Origin of the sequence: Maribacter sedimenticola (assembly GCF_900188415.1) — a bacterium.
Lineage (GTDB): Bacteria > Bacteroidota > Bacteroidia > Flavobacteriales > Flavobacteriaceae > Maribacter > Maribacter sedimenticola.
This window is the reverse complement of sequence record NZ_FZNV01000001.1, coordinates 244,945-262,650: the sequence shown is the minus strand read 5'-3', so window position 1 is coordinate 262,650 and position 17,706 is coordinate 244,945. Positions and strand designations below refer to the sequence as shown.

Sequence of the window (17,706 nt, the reverse complement as noted above, 5' to 3'; positions counted from 1 at the left end):
ATTTCGTAAAATGCGTATATTTATTCTTATGGACAAAAGAACATTATATTATCTATTTGTAGTGATGATGACCCTATATTCCTGTAGTTCTTCTCAGAACACCATTACCGAGAAAGGCAATGTAGCAGAAGAATTAGATGAAAAGAACCGTACTAATTTCACCTTGTTGGAACGCATTTCCAAAATGCCGGGTATCGTTAGCAGAAATGGGGTGCCAGTTCTATCAAAAACCTCAAATTCCTTTAGCAACCAAGGCAGGCAAGAACCTCTATATATCTTGGATGGTTATGAAATAGGTACCTCCTTTGCATCTGTAAACGAGGCTGTAGATAGTTTTAACGTAAAAAAAATAAGGATCCTTACAAGTGCAGAGGCAGGTATGTACGGATCTAGAGCTTCTAATGGAGTTATAATTATTACTACCTATAAGTAAGGAAATAATAATGCATTATACTACTCTAAGGTAACGGTCAAGTCAAGATTGGAATCCAGTATAAAGGCACATTCCTTAAATTTAGGCGGTCCAAACATTTTTAGTCTTCCTTTGGTAAACGCCACTTGTTCTTTTGGTATACCCAGCATATTGGTATCCAGTTTTTTGTTAGAATTAGCATCATGAAAAATTGCTACGGCATATTCTCCGTCGGGCAGGTCGTTGATTTCAATTGTGGTCTTACCCTCTTCTGCTTTTTCCATACCGGATTTATACACCTTATCAAATTTTAAGAACGAGCTTTCATTGGTATATACTGCATAACATATGGTACCTTTCTTGGTAGGAACACCTTCTACATTTAATTGAAGTTTATGTTGGGCGTAAACTAAAGGAGATAATGCTAAAAATATTAAAATCAAGATATATTTTCTAAGGTTCATAAGATACATTGAATAGTATAGATTGATTTCAATTTTAATGCCAAAATATAATCCTCATTTGTGCCTTACTCCACATTTGGAATTTTTGCACTTAAGTTATTCATTAATTGTATGGTTTCAACTGAATCCTTTAAGTTAAGGTATATATAAACAGAATCCCTATATACGAGTTTAATCTTCTGATGACCAATATTATCTACAAAAACATGCACTCTTTTATTGGTCAGGGAATCCTTAAACTCCCTAAAAATGCCTTTTTCCTTTTCCAACGCAGAAAAACCGTTTATGCGTTGCATAGGGGGTATTCTATCCACCAATAGTACACTATCCAATTCTTGGTAGGGAACATGAACACGGTAAAATCCTGACCGCAAGTTTAACCCGTCATCATCGGCACCTATCCAATTCTTAAAATGCATGGCCAAAACCATTGCACAAATTATCAAGGTCAATACTAGAATGATGTTCCAAAACCAATTATTCCGTAACAATCGCATAAATTAATACTATAGATATCTTTTAGTCAATCAAGTTAAAGGTTGAAACGTAAAAAACGGCCATAAATTACCAAAGCGGTAAAACAATCCTTTACCATAAATCAATGATCTACAAAACGGCCTTTATCCCAACCCAACATCCAAGGTCATCATAATGATAAAGCCCGCTATGAAACCCATTGTTGCTATGTCAGTATATTTATCTTGTTGGGTTTCCGGAATTACCTCTTCCACAACAACAAAGATCATTGCTCCTGCAGCAAATGAAAGTGCATAAGGCAATATGGGCTGAAAGGTCATTACTGCCCAAGCTCCTAGTACGGCGGCAATAGGCTCCACTATTGCCGATGCCTGACCATATAAAAAACTTTTGGTACGGCTAAGCCCCTGTCGCCTTAATGGCATGGCTACCGCAAAACCTTCAGGAAAATTCTGCAAACCTATCCCTAATGCCAAAGCTACGGCGCCGCCAATGGTAGCACCGTCAAAACCAGCCGCCACACCACCAAATAGGACACCTACGGCCAATCCTTCGGGAATATTGTGCAAGGTTATGGCCAAGGTCAACAAGGTAGTCCTGTGCCATGGGGTCTTTACCCCTTCCGCTTCACTCTCCTTAAAATTAATGTGTAAATGGGGTAGCACCTTGTCCAAACCAAAAATAAAGGCAGAACCCAATAAAAAACCTACAGCGGCGGGTATGACCTTAACAAAACCTTCTCCAGGACTCATCTCAATACCTGGAGCCAAAAGACTCCAAAAACTGGCCGCTACCATTACACCGCCCGTAAATCCTAACATACCATCTAACAAGGCACGGTTCATTCCCTTAAACAAAAAAACCAAAGCCGCTCCTGCGGCCGTAAGTCCCCACGTAAACAAGGTAGCATAAAATGCCGCCAAAACGGGGTCAATAGATTCAAAGTAATTAATTATGTGTTGCATATGTTGTTGGTCTTTACTCCGTATCGGAAATTTCTAAATATAAATTAGACGCTATTTGTTCAGATATTCTAATGGTTCCACTTCTGGTTGATATGGATACTGAACCATCAAACTCCTCACGATCCAAAATTTTGAAGGTATCGCCCAAGGCAATTTTATTTTTGTCCAAAAATTTTAAGAAGGATGCTGAAGAATCATTGACTCCTACGCATACACCTTCGCTTAGCACGGGCAATTCACTGATCAGTTTTTTAATTGATTTTTTAAAAGTGCCGTCCTTGGTAGGAATGGGATCGCCATGGGGGTCTACTTTTGGAAAACCTAAATGGGCGTCCAATTTATCAATCAGTGCATCACTTTTTATATGTTCCAATTGCTCTGCAACCTCATGGACCTCATCCCAGGAAAAATTAAGTTTATCCACCAAAAACACCTCCCATAACCTATGCTTTCTAATAATGGACAGTGCCACCAACCTTCCCTTCTCGGAAAGTGATACGCCTTGGTACTTTTTATAATTGACCAATGACTTTTCCGATAGTTTCTTAACCATATCGGTCACAGATGAAGGTTTGGTCTTCATTTGTTCCGCTATAGCATTGGTAGCCACTGATTTATTATCGATCTGGCTTAAATGATAAATAGCTTTGATATAATCTTCTTCTGATAAGGTCATCTCAAAATATTAGAATGTAAAAATACATTTTTATATGTAAAAACAATTTTTTAGGTTTGCCTAAATTTATTTTTAGATGATTAAAATAGTGTTTGGTTTACTCTTAGGACTTACCCTTACCATGGGGTATGCACAAAATGCTACCATAAAAGGCCAAATAGTAGCAGAGAGTAACACTGTGGCTTTTGCCAATATTTATTTTAAGAATACCCAAATAGGCACTACGTCCAATGAAAATGGAAGGTATATTATCAATGAAATACCTCCTGGTGAATATATGCTCATTGCCTCTAACATTGGCTTTTTTCCCTTTAAAAAAAAATTGTCCCTATCTAAAAACGAGGAACTGGTGATAAATATAGTGCTGGAACCCAATGTGGAGTCGTTGGAGGAAATGGTGGTTACCGGAACCTTAAAACCGGTCAACAGATTGGAAAGTCCGGTGCCCGTTGAAGTATATAAACCAACATTCTTCAAGAAAAACCCCACTGCCAGTATATTTGAGGCATTACAGAACGTAAATGGCGTAAGACCGCAAATTAATTGTAATGTTTGTAATACAGGAGATATCCATATAAACGGCCTTGAAGGTCCGTATACACTGGTCCTAATAGATGGAATGCCTATTGTCAGCGGTTTGGGAACGGTATATGGCTTATCCGGTATACCTAATTCCTTGATCGAGCAAGTTGAAATTATTAAAGGGCCTGCATCTACATTATATGGCAGTGAGGCAGTAGGTGGTCTAATTAATATAATTACTAAAGACAATTTATCCGCACCGCAATTGGTTGTGGATAGTTTTATAACGGATTGGGGAGAATTTAACCTAGATATAGGAACTAAATTTAATCTAGGTGAAAATACCAATGTGCTTTTAGGGATCAATTATTTTAAATATGACAACCCAATTGACAATAACGAAGATAATTTTACGGACCTAACCCTACAGGACCGGATTTCCATTTTTCAAAAATGGAATTTTAAAAGAGACAATGCACGTGTTCTATCCATTGCCGGTAGGTATTTTTATGAGGACCGTTGGGGCGGAGAACTACAATGGACACCTAAATTTAGGGGAGGTGACGAAATTTATGGGGAAAGTATTTATACAAAAAGATGGGAGATTTTGGGCAAATACCAGCTTCCTGTAGAAGAGCAATTAATGCTATCATTTTCATACAATGACCATAGCCAAAATTCAGTTTATGGAAATGTGCCCTACCTAGCGGACCAACGAATTGGTTTTACACAGCTTACATGGGACAAGACCTTTAACACCCATAATCTTCTTGCAGGAACTGCACTGAGATACAACTATTATGATGATAATACTACCGCTACGATGGATCTTAACGGCAACCTGCCCAACGAAGTGCTTATTCCAAGTATTTTTATTCAGGACGAAATTGCCTTTAATAAAAAACATGCGTTGCTTGGCGGTCTTAGATATGATTTTGATAAAAGACATGGTAGCATTTTTACCCCAAGAGGGGCTTACCGTTACAAATTTACCGACAATGACATCTTACGTATAAATGCAGGGACCGGCTTTAGGGTCGTTAATTTATTTACCGAAGAACATGCCGCTTTAACCGGTGCGCGCGATGTTATCATTGCCGAGGAACTTAAACCGGAACGTTCCTTTAATATCAACCTCAACTATCTTAAAAAGATATATAGTGACAATGGTACTTTCGCCGCATTGGATGCGTCTATCTTTTACACAAATTTTAAAAATGCCATTATACCCGATTATGACACCGATCCAAATCAAATTATATATGATAATTTAAGGGGTAAATCCGTTTCCAAGGGCCTGAGTACCAGTTTGGATATTTCTTTCCACAATGGTCCTAAAATAATGTTGGGAGCAACCTTCCAGGATGTTAGCACAACAGAGAACGGGGCTACTACAAGGCAAATTTTAACGGAAAGTTTTGCAGCAAACTGGGGAGTTAGCTACACCGTTAATTCTTGGGATATGACCATAGATTATACGGGAAATCTTTATGGGCCAATGCGCTTACCAACTTTGGGTGCAAATGATCCTAGAAGGGAATATTCTCCCACTTGGAGCATTCAAAACATTCAATTTTCGCATAAAGGCCTTACAAATATTGAGATATACGGTGGCGTAAAAAATATTTTAAACTGGACACCGAATAAAGGCAATCCGTTCATAATAGCGCGCGCAAACGATCCTTTTGATAAAGAAGTAACCTTTGATAACAATGGAAACGCGGTACCTACACAGAACAATCCCTATGGCCTAACTTTTGACCCGTCTTATGTTTATGCGCCAAACCAAGGTATAAGAACATTTTTTGGCTTGCGTTACACAATCAATTAGACTATAAAAGACGTTTGGTATTTTGTATTTTTGAGGTAATAACTAGTATCCGCTACCTACCACTAAATTCATGGATAAATACGATTATATTATTATAGGTGCCGGAGCCTCTGGACTTTTATTGGCCAACGCCATGGCCAATGACTCCTTTTTTAATTCCAAACGAATTTTACTTTTAGATAAAAATGCCAAAAAAACCAATGATCGCACATGGTGCTTTTGGGAAAAAGGTCCCGGTCAATTTGATACAATCGTAAAGAAAGAATGGAACACTGTCCATTTTGAAAGCAAAAAATTATCCCAGCGTACTTTAATAGCTCCCTACACTTATAAAATGATACAGGGAATTGATTTTTACACCCATTACTTAAACAAAATCAACAACAGTCCTGCTATTACATTTATTCAGGAAGAGGTAATAGACCTTGTAGAAAATTCAGAAATAGTAACTGTAAAAACAAGAAATAACAGCTACACAGGTTCTTATATCTTCAATAGTATTTTTAACTTTAGCATGACCAAGAACCAAAAGCGGTATCCTGTTTTACAACAACATTTTACAGGTTGGGTAATACAAACTCAAAAACCGGTTTTTGACCCCAAGGAAATTACTTACATGGATTTCTCAGTTCCTCAAAAAGGGAATACTAGATTTATGTATGTTTTACCCTATTCTACCCATACGGCACTAATTGAATACACACTGTTTTCAGAACATCTATTGGACAAACAGGAATACGAAGAAGAACTGAAAATTTATATAAAAAGCAGGTTTTTATGCGATTCCTTTGAAATCGTGGAAAAAGAATATGGCAGTATTCCCATGACCAGTTATGATTTTAGGGAAAACCATACCAATAGAATACGCTATATAGGAACCGCTGGCGGATGGGCAAAACCTAGTACGGGTTATACCTTAATGAGTACGGCCAAAAAAATACCTTTAGTAATAGAGTTTATTAAAAACGGAAAACCTTTGTCAAAACTTAATTTAAAGAATAAGTTTTGGTTTTACGATCTTTTATTTCTTGATGTGCTATATGCTAAAAATGCAAATGGCCATAAGGTATTTGAATCATTGTTCAGCAAATTGAAACCGCAGAAAGTTTTTAAATTTTTAGATGAAGAAACCAACTTAAAAGAAGATATCACTTTTATAAACGCATGTCCAAAACTACCTTTTATTAAGGCGTTTTTTAACCGGCTATTTTAAACAGTTCTGTTCATTAGGTTTTCACCGAATGTTCTGAGTAATTTCTTTTTTTGTTCTTGAATATCTATCTTTTCAAGGACCTTAAACGCTTTTTCGGTATAATCCGCTATAGCGTTTTGTGTTGCCTCATCCGCTTTGGTCTTTTTAAATATTGATCGCACTGCATTTACCTTTGCTTCCGTTTCAACCGGTTGAATGGAATATAAATGCTCCAACTCTTTAGAAGTGGCCTCTGATCCTGAATTCATGGCCTTAAGATAGAGATACGTTTTTTTATTCTCTATAATGTCACCGCCCACTTGTTTGCCAAAGGTTTTAGGATCACCAAAAACATCTAGATAATCATCCTGCAATTGAAAAGCAATGCCCAAGTTTAATCCAAAGTCATACATATGCTCTTGGTCAGTTGCGGAAGCTCCTGCAACTATTGCACCCATTTTAAGGGCTGCTGCGACCAAGACCGCAGTTTTATATTCGATCATTTTAAGGTATTCGGGTAACATGACATCATCGCGAGTTTCAAAATCAACATCATACTGTTGCCCTTCGCAAACTTCTAAAGCGGTTTTACTAAATAGTTTGGCCAATTCCCTAAACACAAGAGGCTCATAATTTTCAAAAAGTTGGTAGGCAATGATCAACATTGCGTCTCCGGAAAGAATACCGGTATTAATATCCCACTTTTCATGTACGGTAACTTTTCCCCTCCTTACCGGGGCATCATCCATAATATCATCATGAACCAAGGAAAAATTATGAAATACCTCAATAGCAAGTGCGGCATCCAATGCCTTTTTATACTGGGAATTGAATATTTCCGCGGTCATTAAAACAAGTACCGGTCTAAGTCTTTTACCGCCAAGGCTTAAAATATAGCTGATTGGTTCGTATAAATTCCTAGGCTCTTTGGTTAGTTTTTTAGAGTTTAGATATGCCACAAACTCCTCTCGGTATTCACTAATGGAATGCATGCGCTCAATTTTCTTCAAAAATAGAACAAAATGCCTAGTAATAAACCATTTCTATTGAATCACACCATAATTAAGACCATATCCTGCTAAGGTAAAACATGATATAAAATTCACTACTGGTACAAGTACGTATTACAAGGAATTTCTCTTAATTAATGTAGATGGCATTATACATTGGGTTAGGTCATCATTTTTAATATGTCTGGCCGCTTTTTTGGCCATTTCCTTAAAATCGGTTGAGATTGTGGTAATGCCTCCAAATACAATCTCTTTGGCTACATTATCATTCTGTGAAAGTATACCGATATCCTCGCCTATTTTATACTTTTTTCTAACACAGTCCCTTAGAACATGCCATAATATAGTATCCCCTAAAATAAAATACAGATTGCCTTTTGTGGCGGTACCAAAAGAATAATTGGTCTTGACACTACCCTTGATATCGTAGTTTTCCAAAAATCTTTCAAAAGCGTTGCGAATAGATATTGGACTATAATCGCTCTCTTCATTAAAATACAAAATGACCTTATTATACTTTTTTATCTCAGGAAGCAATTGAACCAAAGAACTGTAAATAACCTGTTCAAATTCCTGTGAGATATATGAAAAAGGGGTGCCCAAATCCAAATATCTATCTACCAACAACAATTTTTTTGGCTCTATAGTTTGTAATAGCGGAACTACTTTTGGGTCTTGTATTGGGGCTATAACATACATTCCGTATTTACCGTTAATATTGGTAAGAATGGTTTCAAAGATGGTTAGATTATTATGATGAAAAAAAACATCAATTTGAAAACGCTTGCCCATTTCCTTTCTAAAGGTCTTATAGAATTCCTCTTGATAACTTTGAAAAGCAAACAATAACAAAGCCATCCGTTTTGTAATGTTTGTTTCTTGGCTGATTACAAAATATCCTTTTAATTGCCTAGACTCAATCAACCCTCTATCTTTCAGCTCTTCATAGGCTTTGAAGATGGTTTTCCTTGCATAACCAATTTCATCGACCATATTGTTAATGGATGGTAACTGGTCACCAATGGCCAATTTTCCTTCCTCAATTGATTCTATAACACCTTGTACTAATTGCTCGTGCTTAGAGAGGTTTTTGTTCTGTGTTAATTTTAAAATTTTTCCAACAACGGGCATAAAGAAGAATACAATTATAACGGTCCAATATACAATTTAATACATTATGTCAAAATTGACCTTTATCAATACATACATAATCTGTGCAGTTACAATATGAAATTCCGGTCATGAAAAACAACGGCAAGAATCTAAAAAACAACTAAATATCCTTAATAATCCCCATAATTCATTATCAAGAACCACATTGACATTAACACCTTAAAGCTAGAAAAATAAAGGATTCTATAAGCAGCAGGTAAATATGATATTGATAAAAAAACACAATTATATTAACATATTGAAAATTTATATAATATTAATTTAGATAATTAACATTTTATTATATATTTGTTTACAGTAGCATAGTGTATCATAGTCTTTGTATAAATCAGTGTAACCTTCAAATTGACGGCCGGTACCTTTACTATTTAAATTAACTAACAACTCATTAGAACCTAATTTTATGAATTATCAATTTAAATTCCCTAAGCTTTTCATGATTAGAAATCGTGGAATCTTAACGATGGTTTTATTTTTTGGCGGTATGCTCCTAACGAGTGTATATGCCCAAGAAATAACGGTATCAGGTACGGTTACGTCTGCCTCTGACAACATGCCGCTACCTGGTGTATCTGTTATAGATGCCAATAATCCAACCAAAGGCGTGCAAGCAGATTTTGATGGAAATTTCACAATTACATTAGACGACAATAATACGAGTCTACGGTTTAGCTACATTGGTTTTAAGCCTGCAGTGGTACCCGTAAACAATCAAACTACCATAAACGTAACACTTGAGGAAGATGTTGCAAACTTGGAAGAAGTTGTTGTTGTTGGGTATGGTACCCAAAAGAAGGCTACGGTGACCGGTGCGGTAACGGCAGTTCAAGGACCTGTTTTAGAAAGTTCTCCTGCAATTAGTGTATCTAACTCCTTAGCTGGAAGATTACCTGGTGTAGTCATTGTTCAAACCAGTGGTGAACCAGGGAATGATGAATCTAATATTAGTATTCGTGGTACCAATACCCTTGGCAACAATCAGCCGCTAATCGTAATAGATGGAATTCCTGACAGGGATGGCGGTATTGCAAGAATCAATGCCGATGATATTGCGAACATTTCAGTTCTGAAAGATGCATCCGCGGCAATTTATGGTGCAAGAGCGGCAAACGGGGCGATTATCGTTACCACAAAAACAGGTAGTGTTGGTAAGATGAAAATCAATTACAAAGCAGATTTTGGACTTACAAGGCCCACCAGGGTACCGGAAATGGCCAGTGCCGTGGAATACCAGACCATTATGAATGAATTGGCCATTTACAACAGTAATATTCCTGCCAGTCAGTGGGGTGCCGCAAGTAGTGCTTTTCAATCTACCGGAAGCTACACAATACCGGGAGGTTCAGAAACCGTAAACGCAGCGTTTAGTCCAGAAACCATAAACAATCACAGAACAAATGCAGATCCTTGGTTATATCCGGATACGGATTGGTTTGGCGCTACTTTTCAAGATTGGGCAGAACAGCAAAGACATAATCTATCCATTAGTGGTGGTAGTGAAGATTTAAAATACTATGCCTCTTTGGGCTATTCCGATCAAGGTGCTATCTATAAGAATTCTGCCAACAGATATCAACAGTACAATTTCAGGTTGAATACGGACGCCAAGATCAACGATTACATCTCTACCAAATTAGGTATGGGATACAGAAAGGAATATAGAACTTTCCCTACAGAAGGGGCCGGAGCTATATTTAGAATGTTGATGAGAGGAAGACCTAATGAACCGGCAGTATGGCCAAATGGACTACCAGGTCCTGATATTGAAAACGGACAACAACCAGTGGTTGTAACCACTAATGAAACGGGTTACGACAAACAACCTACGGATTATTTACAGTTTACAGGTTCCGTAGACATTACCAACCCTTGGGTAGATGGTTTAAAGCTAACCTTAATGGCGGGTGTAGACCAAAGCCAGTTACGTAGAAAACTTTGGCAAACGCCTTGGACTTTATATTCATTGGACCGTGCCAATTATATTGCTACCGGCAATCCTGTTTTGAGCGGAGCCATTAGATCTAACTTCACGGATCCTAGATTGTTGCAATCATCCAACAATGTACTGAATACCAACCTAACCGGTTTATTGGCCTATGACAAAACATTTGGCGAAGACCATACAATTGGCTTATTGGCGGGTGTAACCCGTGAAAATTTTCAAGGGGAATTTTTCTCTGCATTCAGAAGAAACTTTTTGTCGACAGCCGTAGACCAATTAGGAGTTGGTGGTGAGATTGCCCAAGAAACGGATGGTTACGCATATAACAGGACCAGATTGGGTTATTACGGCCGTGCTCAATACAATTATAAAGAAAAATATTTGGCAGAGTTTATCTGGAGATATGACGGTTCTTATATTTTCCCGGGAGATGATCGTTTTGGATTCTTCCCTGGTCTATTGGTAGGTTGGAACATTAATAATGAAGATTGGTTTAACGTAGATTCTATCAGCTACCTAAAACTTAGAGGATCCTACGGTGAAATGGGTAACGATCAAGTTTCCTTTGACAGTAATGGCGATGGTGAAATTACGGATGACGAATTACAGGAATATGCATATAAGTCAATTTATGAATTTGGGCAGTATCCAATAAATGGGCAAGTACAGACCATTCTTAACGAGCCTTTATTGGCCAACCCAAGCTTTACATGGGAAAGGGCCAAAAATTTCAACGTTGGTTTGGACGGTATTGTATTAGATGGTAAACTTAGTTTTACATTGGAATATTTCCTGAACAAAAGAGACCAGATATTAATTCAAAAAACAGGTTCCACTCCGGGGTCTTCAGGTATCTCTGATCTATTGCCTCCTGTAAATGCAGGTAAGGTAAATAACGAAGGTTTTGAATTTGCTTTGAATTATTATGGTGGTAGTGTAGAAGGATTTAAATGGGATGTTGGTGTAAATGGTGGTTATGCACAAAATTCGGTAGAATTTTTAGATGAGATTCCTGGCGCACCAAGTTATCAATTACAGGAAGGTAAGCCAATAGGATCATATTTGGTGTACGAATATGACGGAGTCTTTAGGGACGAGGCAGCCATTAGCGCCAATACGTTAGATTATAGCGCGGTAAAACCGGTACTAGAGCCCGGGGACATGAAATTTAAGGATATAAACGGAGATGGTGCCATCAATGACTTAGACCAAGTGAGGTTGTCCAATAGTATTAATCCTAACTTTAACTTTGGTGTAACCTTCAATGCTTCTTACAAAAACTTTGATTTATCCGTATTATTACAAGGTGCCACCGGTGCAAAATTGTTTATACAGACAGAATCAGGGGATATCGGAAATTTCCTAAAATATAGCTTTGATAACAGATGGAGTCCAGATAATCCAAGTAGTGTAGACCCAAGGTTGGCAAGCCGTGGTGACACATATTACACAGGAGGTGATTATGGTAACAATACATATAACCTATTCAGCAAAGATTATATTAGACTTAAGAACGTGCAATTGGCCTATAACTTTCCTAGTTCAATGATAGAACAGTTTGGACTTTCAAATTTTAGAGTGTATATGAGTGGTCTTAACTTGGCCACATGGGCAGCACAAGACATTTATGATCCAGAATCAACGAGTAATAGTGGGCAGTTTTATCCGCAGCAGTCAATTATTAACACAGGTTTTAGTTTAACATTTTAAAAAAAAATTATGAAGAAAAGGAAATTAGTACTCTTAGGTTTATTGACCATTGCGTTGATACCTATATCGTGTAACGAAGACTTTTTGGAAACACAACCTTTAGATTCAATTTCAGCAGATGCCACTTGGGCAGATGGTGCACTTGCTCAAGCTTTTGTTTTCAATGTCTACGCATCCCTTGGCTATGGAGGGTTTGAAGAAGAAGGTTTGGCCTCATTGACAGATGAAGCCATGTTTACGCATTCCGGTAGAGGAATTAATGTAATTACAGAAGGGGCATTATCACCTTCTGGTACCGGTAACGTTAATATTATTCCACAGTGGGACGAATTATATTCAGCCATAAGAAAAGCTAATATTGCTATTCAAGAATTGCCAAATGCCACATTTGACGATCAGGTATTAAAGGACCGTTTACTTGGCGAAGCACATTTTTTAAGAGCTTATTATTACCATCAATTAATGAGATACTACGGTGGCGCTCCCTTAATTGATAGGCCATATGGTCTAGATGAGGATTACTCCATCGCCAGAAGTACATATGCGGAAAATGTCGATTTTGTAGTCGCAGATTTGGATAATGCCATTTCATTATTGGACGGTAAGGAAACTACCCCTGGAAGGGCGTCTCAATTAAGTGCAATGGGTCTAAAATCCAGGGTATTGCTATATGCGGCAAGTGACCTAAGAGATGCAACGACTGCTGCACAAAAATCGGCTACAATAGGAAGCTATGCAAATCAAGACTTAATCGCCTATACTTCTGGAGATAGGGAATCAAGATGGATTTTAGCTAAAAATGCGGCAAAGGCAGTTTTGGACAGTGAGGCCAGCGGATATAAATTGGACTTAACTGAACCTGCTTCTGCAGAAGAAGCAACAGAAACCTACATCTCTATTGCTATGGGAGGTGGAAGTGCTGTTGGTGATGCTGCCGCTAGATCTGAACTTTTATTTGAAAGAACGCATTCACCGCTATTTACCCAAGAAAGTAACTGGCCTTTGGGAGGTATTCACCAAGGAATCAACAATGGTCCAAACGGGTACCACAACTGGGCAGGTAATACACCTATTCAACAATTGGTGGATGATTATCAAATGATGGACGGTTCTGAATTTGACTGGAGCAATCCTGATCATGCCGCCGCACCCTATGAAAACAGGGACCCTAGGTTGGCAGCTACCATTCTATATGATGGCGCCCCATGGAAACCAAGACCTGATGATGTAGCTTCCATTGACCCTTATGATGAAATACAGACCGGTACCTATGATAACGGTAGTGGAGGAATTATCCCTGGTGTGGATATGCGCGATTCTCCAATTGAAAACTGGAACGGAAGTAGAACTGGATATTATGTAAGAAAGTTTATTGATCCGGACCCGTCCTTGGTAGATAATCAGTCCAGTGCACAAGTAGTTCCTTGGCCATTTATTAGATATACTGAAATTGTATTGAACTATGTTGAAGCCTCTATTGCAACCGGTGATGAAGGTGAGGCAAGAAATTGGCTCAACAAAATAAGGTTTAGGGCAGGAATGCCGGCAATTACAGCATCTGGTGACGCTTTATTGGAGGCATATATAAACGAAAGAAGAATAGAATTGGCCTATGAAGAGCATAGATATCATGATGCCAGAAGGTGGATGATAGCCGATCAGACTTTAGGCAGGGGAATCAAGGTTATGAAAGTTTCCGCCAAATTAAAGCCGGGTGCTACGCCAAGAAGCCCTTACCAATACGATCCAGAGGTGTATGACTATACCTATAATGTAGTTGACAACACCGATAATGAAACCAGAATTTGGGATGATAAGATGTATTTCATGCCTTTAAGTAGAGATGAAATTAATCGTAATGAATTATTGATCCAGAACCCTGGCTATTAAGTTAATTTAATTTTGAGTTATTCGAAAAATCTATCCCTTTGTGGGATAGATTTTTTACATTTAAGCAAATGACAAAAAAACAATTTACACTTCTTTCTTTTTGTATTGTTCTATTGATTGGTTGTAATGAAAGGCCAGAAAAGAACCCTGTTGAAGTTGCGGATACCCCTATAAAAAAATCTCACCTTTTTACATTATTGACCCCTGAACAAACGAATATAACATTTGAAAACACCCTGAACGAAGGTTTAAACGCCAATGTACTGGTTTATGAATATTTGTATAATGGTGGCGGTGTGGCGGCAGGAGATTTTAATGGGGATGGTTTAGAGGACCTGTATTTCTCTTCCAACATGGGTAGCAATAAACTATACCTTAACCAAGGTAATCTAAATTTTAAGGATGTAACATCAATAGCCAAAATTAACGGTAGGCCCGGGCCATGGAAAACAGGGGTTTCTTCAGTTGATGTAAACGGTGATGGAAAATTGGATATATACCTTTGTTATTCAGGTGCGTTGCCAGATGCAAAAAGACAAAATCAACTTTTTATCAATCAGGGCAATGATGAGAACAACGTTCCTATATTTAAGGACGAAGCTGCTCAATATGGATTGGCAAGTGCTGCATTTAGCAATCAGGGATATTTTTTTGACTATGACAAGGATGGGGATTTAGATATGTTGTTATTAAACCATAATCCAAAATCCTTACCCGTTCTCAATGAGGTAAGTACAAAACAGTTCCTTAAAAAAGATGACCCACTACAAGGCACCCGACTTTTTGAGCAAAAAAATGGAACCTTTATAGATGTAACCGTTGAAGCCGGTATCAGTGGTTCCGCATTATCATATGGACTAGGTATTGGTATCGGTGACATTAATAATGACGGGTGGCAGGACTTCTATATATCAAACGATTATACCGTTCCAGATTATTTGTATATCAATAATAAAAACGGCACGTTTACAGATCAATTAGGGAAGCAAATGGGACATACCAGCCATTTCTCCATGGGTAATAATGTCATTGATATTAATAATGACGGTTGGCAAGATGTGTTCACCTTGGACATGTTGCCAGAGGATAACAAAAGACAGAAATTGTTATTGTCCCCAGACAACTATGAAAAATTCGACCTGAATATTAGAAGTGGCTTTCATCATCAGTATATGCGCAACATGCTTCAATTAAACAATGGCAACAGTACCTTTAGCGAAGTGGGTCAATTATCCGGTATTTCAAATACGGATTGGAGTTGGGCCCCCCTTTTTGCCGACTTTAATAATGATGGCTTCAAAGATCTATATATCACCAATGGATATTATAGGGACTATACCAATTTGGACTTCATAAATTACATGGAGGATTTTGTGCAGACTAAAGGACGTTTACAACGCCAGGATGTTTTGGAACTCATCAAAGAAATGCCTTCTTCCAATTTAACCAATTACTATTACACAAATGTAAACGGTACAGAATTCACCGATCATACCCAAGAACTTGGAATAGATCATCCTGCCAATAGCAATGGCGCCGTTTATAGTGATTTGGACAATGATGGGGATTTGGATTTAGTAGTTAACAATATTAATAAGCCCGCTTTTATTTATAGGAACGATAGTGATGTTACAACCAATAGATATTTAAAGATTAAATTAAAAGGAGCCAACAAAAATACCATTGGTATTGGTGCTAAAGTAAGTGTATATGCCAAAAACCAATTACAGGTTTTAGAGCAAATGCCAACGCAAGGCTACCTATCTACAGTTTCGTCTATCCTACATTTTGGCATGGGAGATATTCAGGTAATAGACTCGGTTCAAATAGAGTGGAATTCCGGCAAAAAAGAAATACTTACTGCTGTACTTACAAACCAAACGGTGGTTATTGAAGAAGTCAATGCCTCTAAAAAAGTCTCAAAAACAGAGAAGCTTAAACCATTGTTCACCAAAGTGCAATCTCCCGTAAACTATGAACATGCATCAACGGGCTTTAATGATTTTAAAAGGCAATCCTTGTTATTGAAGCAATTTTCGCATAAAAGTCCGGTAATCGTTAAAGCCGATATCGATAATAATGGTTTGGAAGATATACTAATAGGCGGTGGAATAGGACAAGGCGCCTCACTTTATTTACAGACCAAAGCAAACAAATTTTCGCAACGCCCTATAAATGATTTTTTAGAGGATGTCGACTATTTTGATACCGATATTGCCGTGTTTGACGCTAATGCAGATGGAAATTTGGATGTATATATTGCAAGTGGTGGATATCATGACCTAAAACCAAATGATGTTCGTTTACAGGATAGACTGTACATAGGGGACGGAAAGGGTAATTTTTCCAGGATGAAATCCGCATTACCGACCATGCTGACCAATACGGGCAGTATATCTTTTTCAGATATCAATAAGGATTCCTATACAGACCTGTTCATTGGTGGTGACTATATTCCTGGGAGGTATCCAGAATGTTCTAGAAGTTATGTGCTGATAAACAACGGCAAGGGTGAGTTCATTGACCAAACACAACAGGTACAGCCCTCATTACAGATGCCCGGAGCAATAACCGATGCTAAATGGGCAGATATTGATGGTGATTCTATAGATGACCTTGTTACTGTGGGAGATTGGGCACCGGTACGTATATATGTGAACAAAAATGGAAAGTTGGTAGATGAGACCGGTACTTATTTCAACAATGAATTAAATGGCCTTTGGACGACATTGGAACTTGCGGATATTAACAAGGATGGCAATATTGATATACTTGCCGGAAACATAGGCGTAAATACCCAATTTAAGGTAAGTTCCGCCACCCCAGCTACACTTTACTTTACGGATTTTGATCAAAACGGCTCTATAGACCCCATTTTGAATTTTTATGTTGGTAATACCAGTTATCCCTATATAACAAGGGATGAGCTCTTAGGTCAGTTGGCAGGTTTTAGACAACGCTTTACAAGTTATGAGACCTATGCCAATGCAAAACTTACTGATATTTTTAGTGCATCGGAATTAGAAAAAGCTAAAAAATTGACTATTGACCATCAAGAAACGACCTTGTTTTTAAATTTGGGCAAGAAAAACTTAAAACAGGTCATCTTACCGCAACAGGCACAATATGCTCCAACATCTCAACTAATTGCCAAGGATTTTAATAAAGATGGCCATTTAGATATATTGGTTTTAGGTAATGATGATTTTTATAAATTACGAATTGGAAAGTTCGATGCCAATTATGGAACCCTACTGTATGGTGATGGCAATGGCAAATTTAAATACGTACCCCAATCAGAATCTGGTCTTAAAATATTGGGCAGTGAACCTAAAGCAATTCTTCTCAATGGCCACTTAATGATCACTACGTATAGTAAGGAATTACAGACCTATACATTTTCAGAATAAAATTTCAATCTTATGGTGACATTTTATATCAA

At 37.8% G+C, this 17,706-nt stretch carries 12 protein-coding genes; 6 read left to right on the top strand and 6 right to left on the bottom strand.

Annotated elements, in window-relative coordinates; all coding sequences use genetic code 11:
* Positions 1 to 10 precede the first annotated feature (10 nt).
* A complete protein-coding gene (locus tag CHB68_RS01125) occupies positions 11 to 433 on the top strand; it encodes a TonB-dependent receptor (RefSeq protein ID WP_089258738.1) in 423 nt (140 codons plus the stop codon).
* 20 nt (positions 434 to 453) lie between these two features.
* Here CHB68_RS01125 and CHB68_RS01120 read toward each other — a convergent pair whose 3' ends face one another.
* The 4 genes from CHB68_RS01120 to CHB68_RS01105 form a co-directional block, all read right to left on the bottom strand.
* Complete coding sequence (locus CHB68_RS01120) at positions 454 to 876, bottom strand: DUF2141 domain-containing protein (protein WP_089259732.1); 423 nt, start codon at positions 874 to 876, stop codon at positions 454 to 456.
* 65 nt (positions 877 to 941) lie between these two features.
* Entirely contained in the window at positions 942 to 1,373 is a 432-nt protein-coding gene (locus tag CHB68_RS01115) for a hypothetical protein (RefSeq protein ID WP_089258736.1), read from the bottom strand.
* A gap of 123 nt (positions 1,374 to 1,496) precedes the next feature.
* On the bottom strand, positions 1,497 to 2,318 hold the full coding sequence (locus CHB68_RS01110; RefSeq protein WP_089258734.1) for a ZIP family metal transporter: 822 nt from the start codon (positions 2,316 to 2,318) through the stop codon (positions 1,497 to 1,499).
* 13 nt (positions 2,319 to 2,331) lie between these two features.
* Entirely contained in the window at positions 2,332 to 2,994 is a 663-nt protein-coding gene (locus CHB68_RS01105; RefSeq protein ID WP_089258732.1) for a metal-dependent transcriptional regulator, read from the bottom strand.
* A gap of 76 nt (positions 2,995 to 3,070) precedes the next feature.
* On the opposite strand from CHB68_RS01105, the gene CHB68_RS01100 reads away from it, so the two are divergent.
* Together CHB68_RS01100 and CHB68_RS01095 are read left to right on the top strand one after the other, a co-directional pair.
* On the top strand, positions 3,071 to 5,347 hold the full coding sequence (locus tag CHB68_RS01100) for a TonB-dependent receptor (RefSeq protein ID WP_089258730.1): 2,277 nt from the start codon (positions 3,071 to 3,073) through the stop codon (positions 5,345 to 5,347).
* Positions 5,348 to 5,417: 70 nt separating this feature from the next.
* The gene (locus CHB68_RS01095; RefSeq protein ID WP_089258728.1) at positions 5,418 to 6,560 is read left to right on the top strand and encodes a lycopene cyclase family protein; all 1,143 of its coding nucleotides are present in this window, start codon (positions 5,418 to 5,420) and stop codon (positions 6,558 to 6,560) included.
* Here CHB68_RS01095 and CHB68_RS01090 read toward each other — a convergent pair.
* Positions 6,557 to 7,531 carry a polyprenyl synthetase family protein gene (locus tag CHB68_RS01090; protein ID WP_089258726.1) on the bottom strand — a complete coding sequence of 325 codons (975 nt, stop codon included), beginning with the start codon at positions 7,529 to 7,531 and terminating at the stop codon, positions 6,557 to 6,559. The genes CHB68_RS01095 and CHB68_RS01090 overlap by 4 nt on opposite strands.
* Before the next feature lie 132 nt (positions 7,532 to 7,663).
* Positions 7,664 to 8,680 carry a GntR family transcriptional regulator gene (locus CHB68_RS01085; protein ID WP_089258724.1) on the bottom strand — a complete coding sequence of 339 codons (1,017 nt, stop codon included), beginning with the start codon at positions 8,678 to 8,680 and terminating at the stop codon, positions 7,664 to 7,666.
* A gap of 478 nt (positions 8,681 to 9,158) precedes the next feature.
* On the opposite strand from CHB68_RS01085, the gene CHB68_RS01080 reads away from it, so the two are divergent.
* From CHB68_RS01080 to CHB68_RS01070, 3 genes are all read left to right on the top strand, one after another.
* Positions 9,159 to 12,374, top strand: a complete 3,216-nt coding sequence (locus CHB68_RS01080; protein ID WP_089258722.1) for a SusC/RagA family TonB-linked outer membrane protein — start codon at positions 9,159 to 9,161, stop codon at positions 12,372 to 12,374.
* 9 nt (positions 12,375 to 12,383) lie between these two features.
* A complete protein-coding gene (locus CHB68_RS01075; protein WP_089258720.1) occupies positions 12,384 to 14,264 on the top strand; it encodes a RagB/SusD family nutrient uptake outer membrane protein in 1,881 nt (626 codons plus the stop codon).
* Between the two features lie 68 nt (positions 14,265 to 14,332).
* Positions 14,333 to 17,674 carry a VCBS repeat-containing protein gene (locus CHB68_RS01070; RefSeq protein ID WP_089258718.1) on the top strand — a complete coding sequence of 1,114 codons (3,342 nt, stop codon included), beginning with the start codon at positions 14,333 to 14,335 and terminating at the stop codon, positions 17,672 to 17,674.
* The last annotated feature ends 32 nt before the right edge of the window (positions 17,675 to 17,706 follow it).

Excerpts from the sequence above, each read along its gene's own strand:
- CHB68_RS01125 (WP_089258738.1), top strand. The coding sequence starts at position 11 with ATGCGTATATTTATTCTTATGGACAAAAGAACATTATATTATCTATTT.
- CHB68_RS01120 (WP_089259732.1), bottom strand. The coding sequence starts at position 876 with ATGAACCTTAGAAAATATATCTTGATTTTAATATTTTTAGCATTATCT.
- CHB68_RS01115 (WP_089258736.1), bottom strand. The coding sequence starts at position 1,373 with ATGCGATTGTTACGGAATAATTGGTTTTGGAACATCATTCTAGTATTG.
- CHB68_RS01110 (WP_089258734.1), bottom strand. The coding sequence starts at position 2,318 with ATGCAACACATAATTAATTACTTTGAATCTATTGACCCCGTTTTGGCG.
- CHB68_RS01105 (WP_089258732.1), bottom strand. The coding sequence starts at position 2,994 with ATGACCTTATCAGAAGAAGATTATATCAAAGCTATTTATCATTTAAGC.
- CHB68_RS01100 (WP_089258730.1), top strand. The coding sequence starts at position 3,071 with ATGATTAAAATAGTGTTTGGTTTACTCTTAGGACTTACCCTTACCATG.
- CHB68_RS01095 (WP_089258728.1), top strand. The coding sequence starts at position 5,418 with ATGGATAAATACGATTATATTATTATAGGTGCCGGAGCCTCTGGACTT.
- CHB68_RS01090 (WP_089258726.1), bottom strand. The coding sequence starts at position 7,531 with ATGCATTCCATTAGTGAATACCGAGAGGAGTTTGTGGCATATCTAAAC.
- CHB68_RS01085 (WP_089258724.1), bottom strand. The coding sequence starts at position 8,680 with ATGCCCGTTGTTGGAAAAATTTTAAAATTAACACAGAACAAAAACCTC.
- CHB68_RS01080 (WP_089258722.1), top strand. The coding sequence starts at position 9,159 with ATGATTAGAAATCGTGGAATCTTAACGATGGTTTTATTTTTTGGCGGT.
- CHB68_RS01075 (WP_089258720.1), top strand. The coding sequence starts at position 12,384 with ATGAAGAAAAGGAAATTAGTACTCTTAGGTTTATTGACCATTGCGTTG.
- CHB68_RS01070 (WP_089258718.1), top strand. The coding sequence starts at position 14,333 with ATGACAAAAAAACAATTTACACTTCTTTCTTTTTGTATTGTTCTATTG.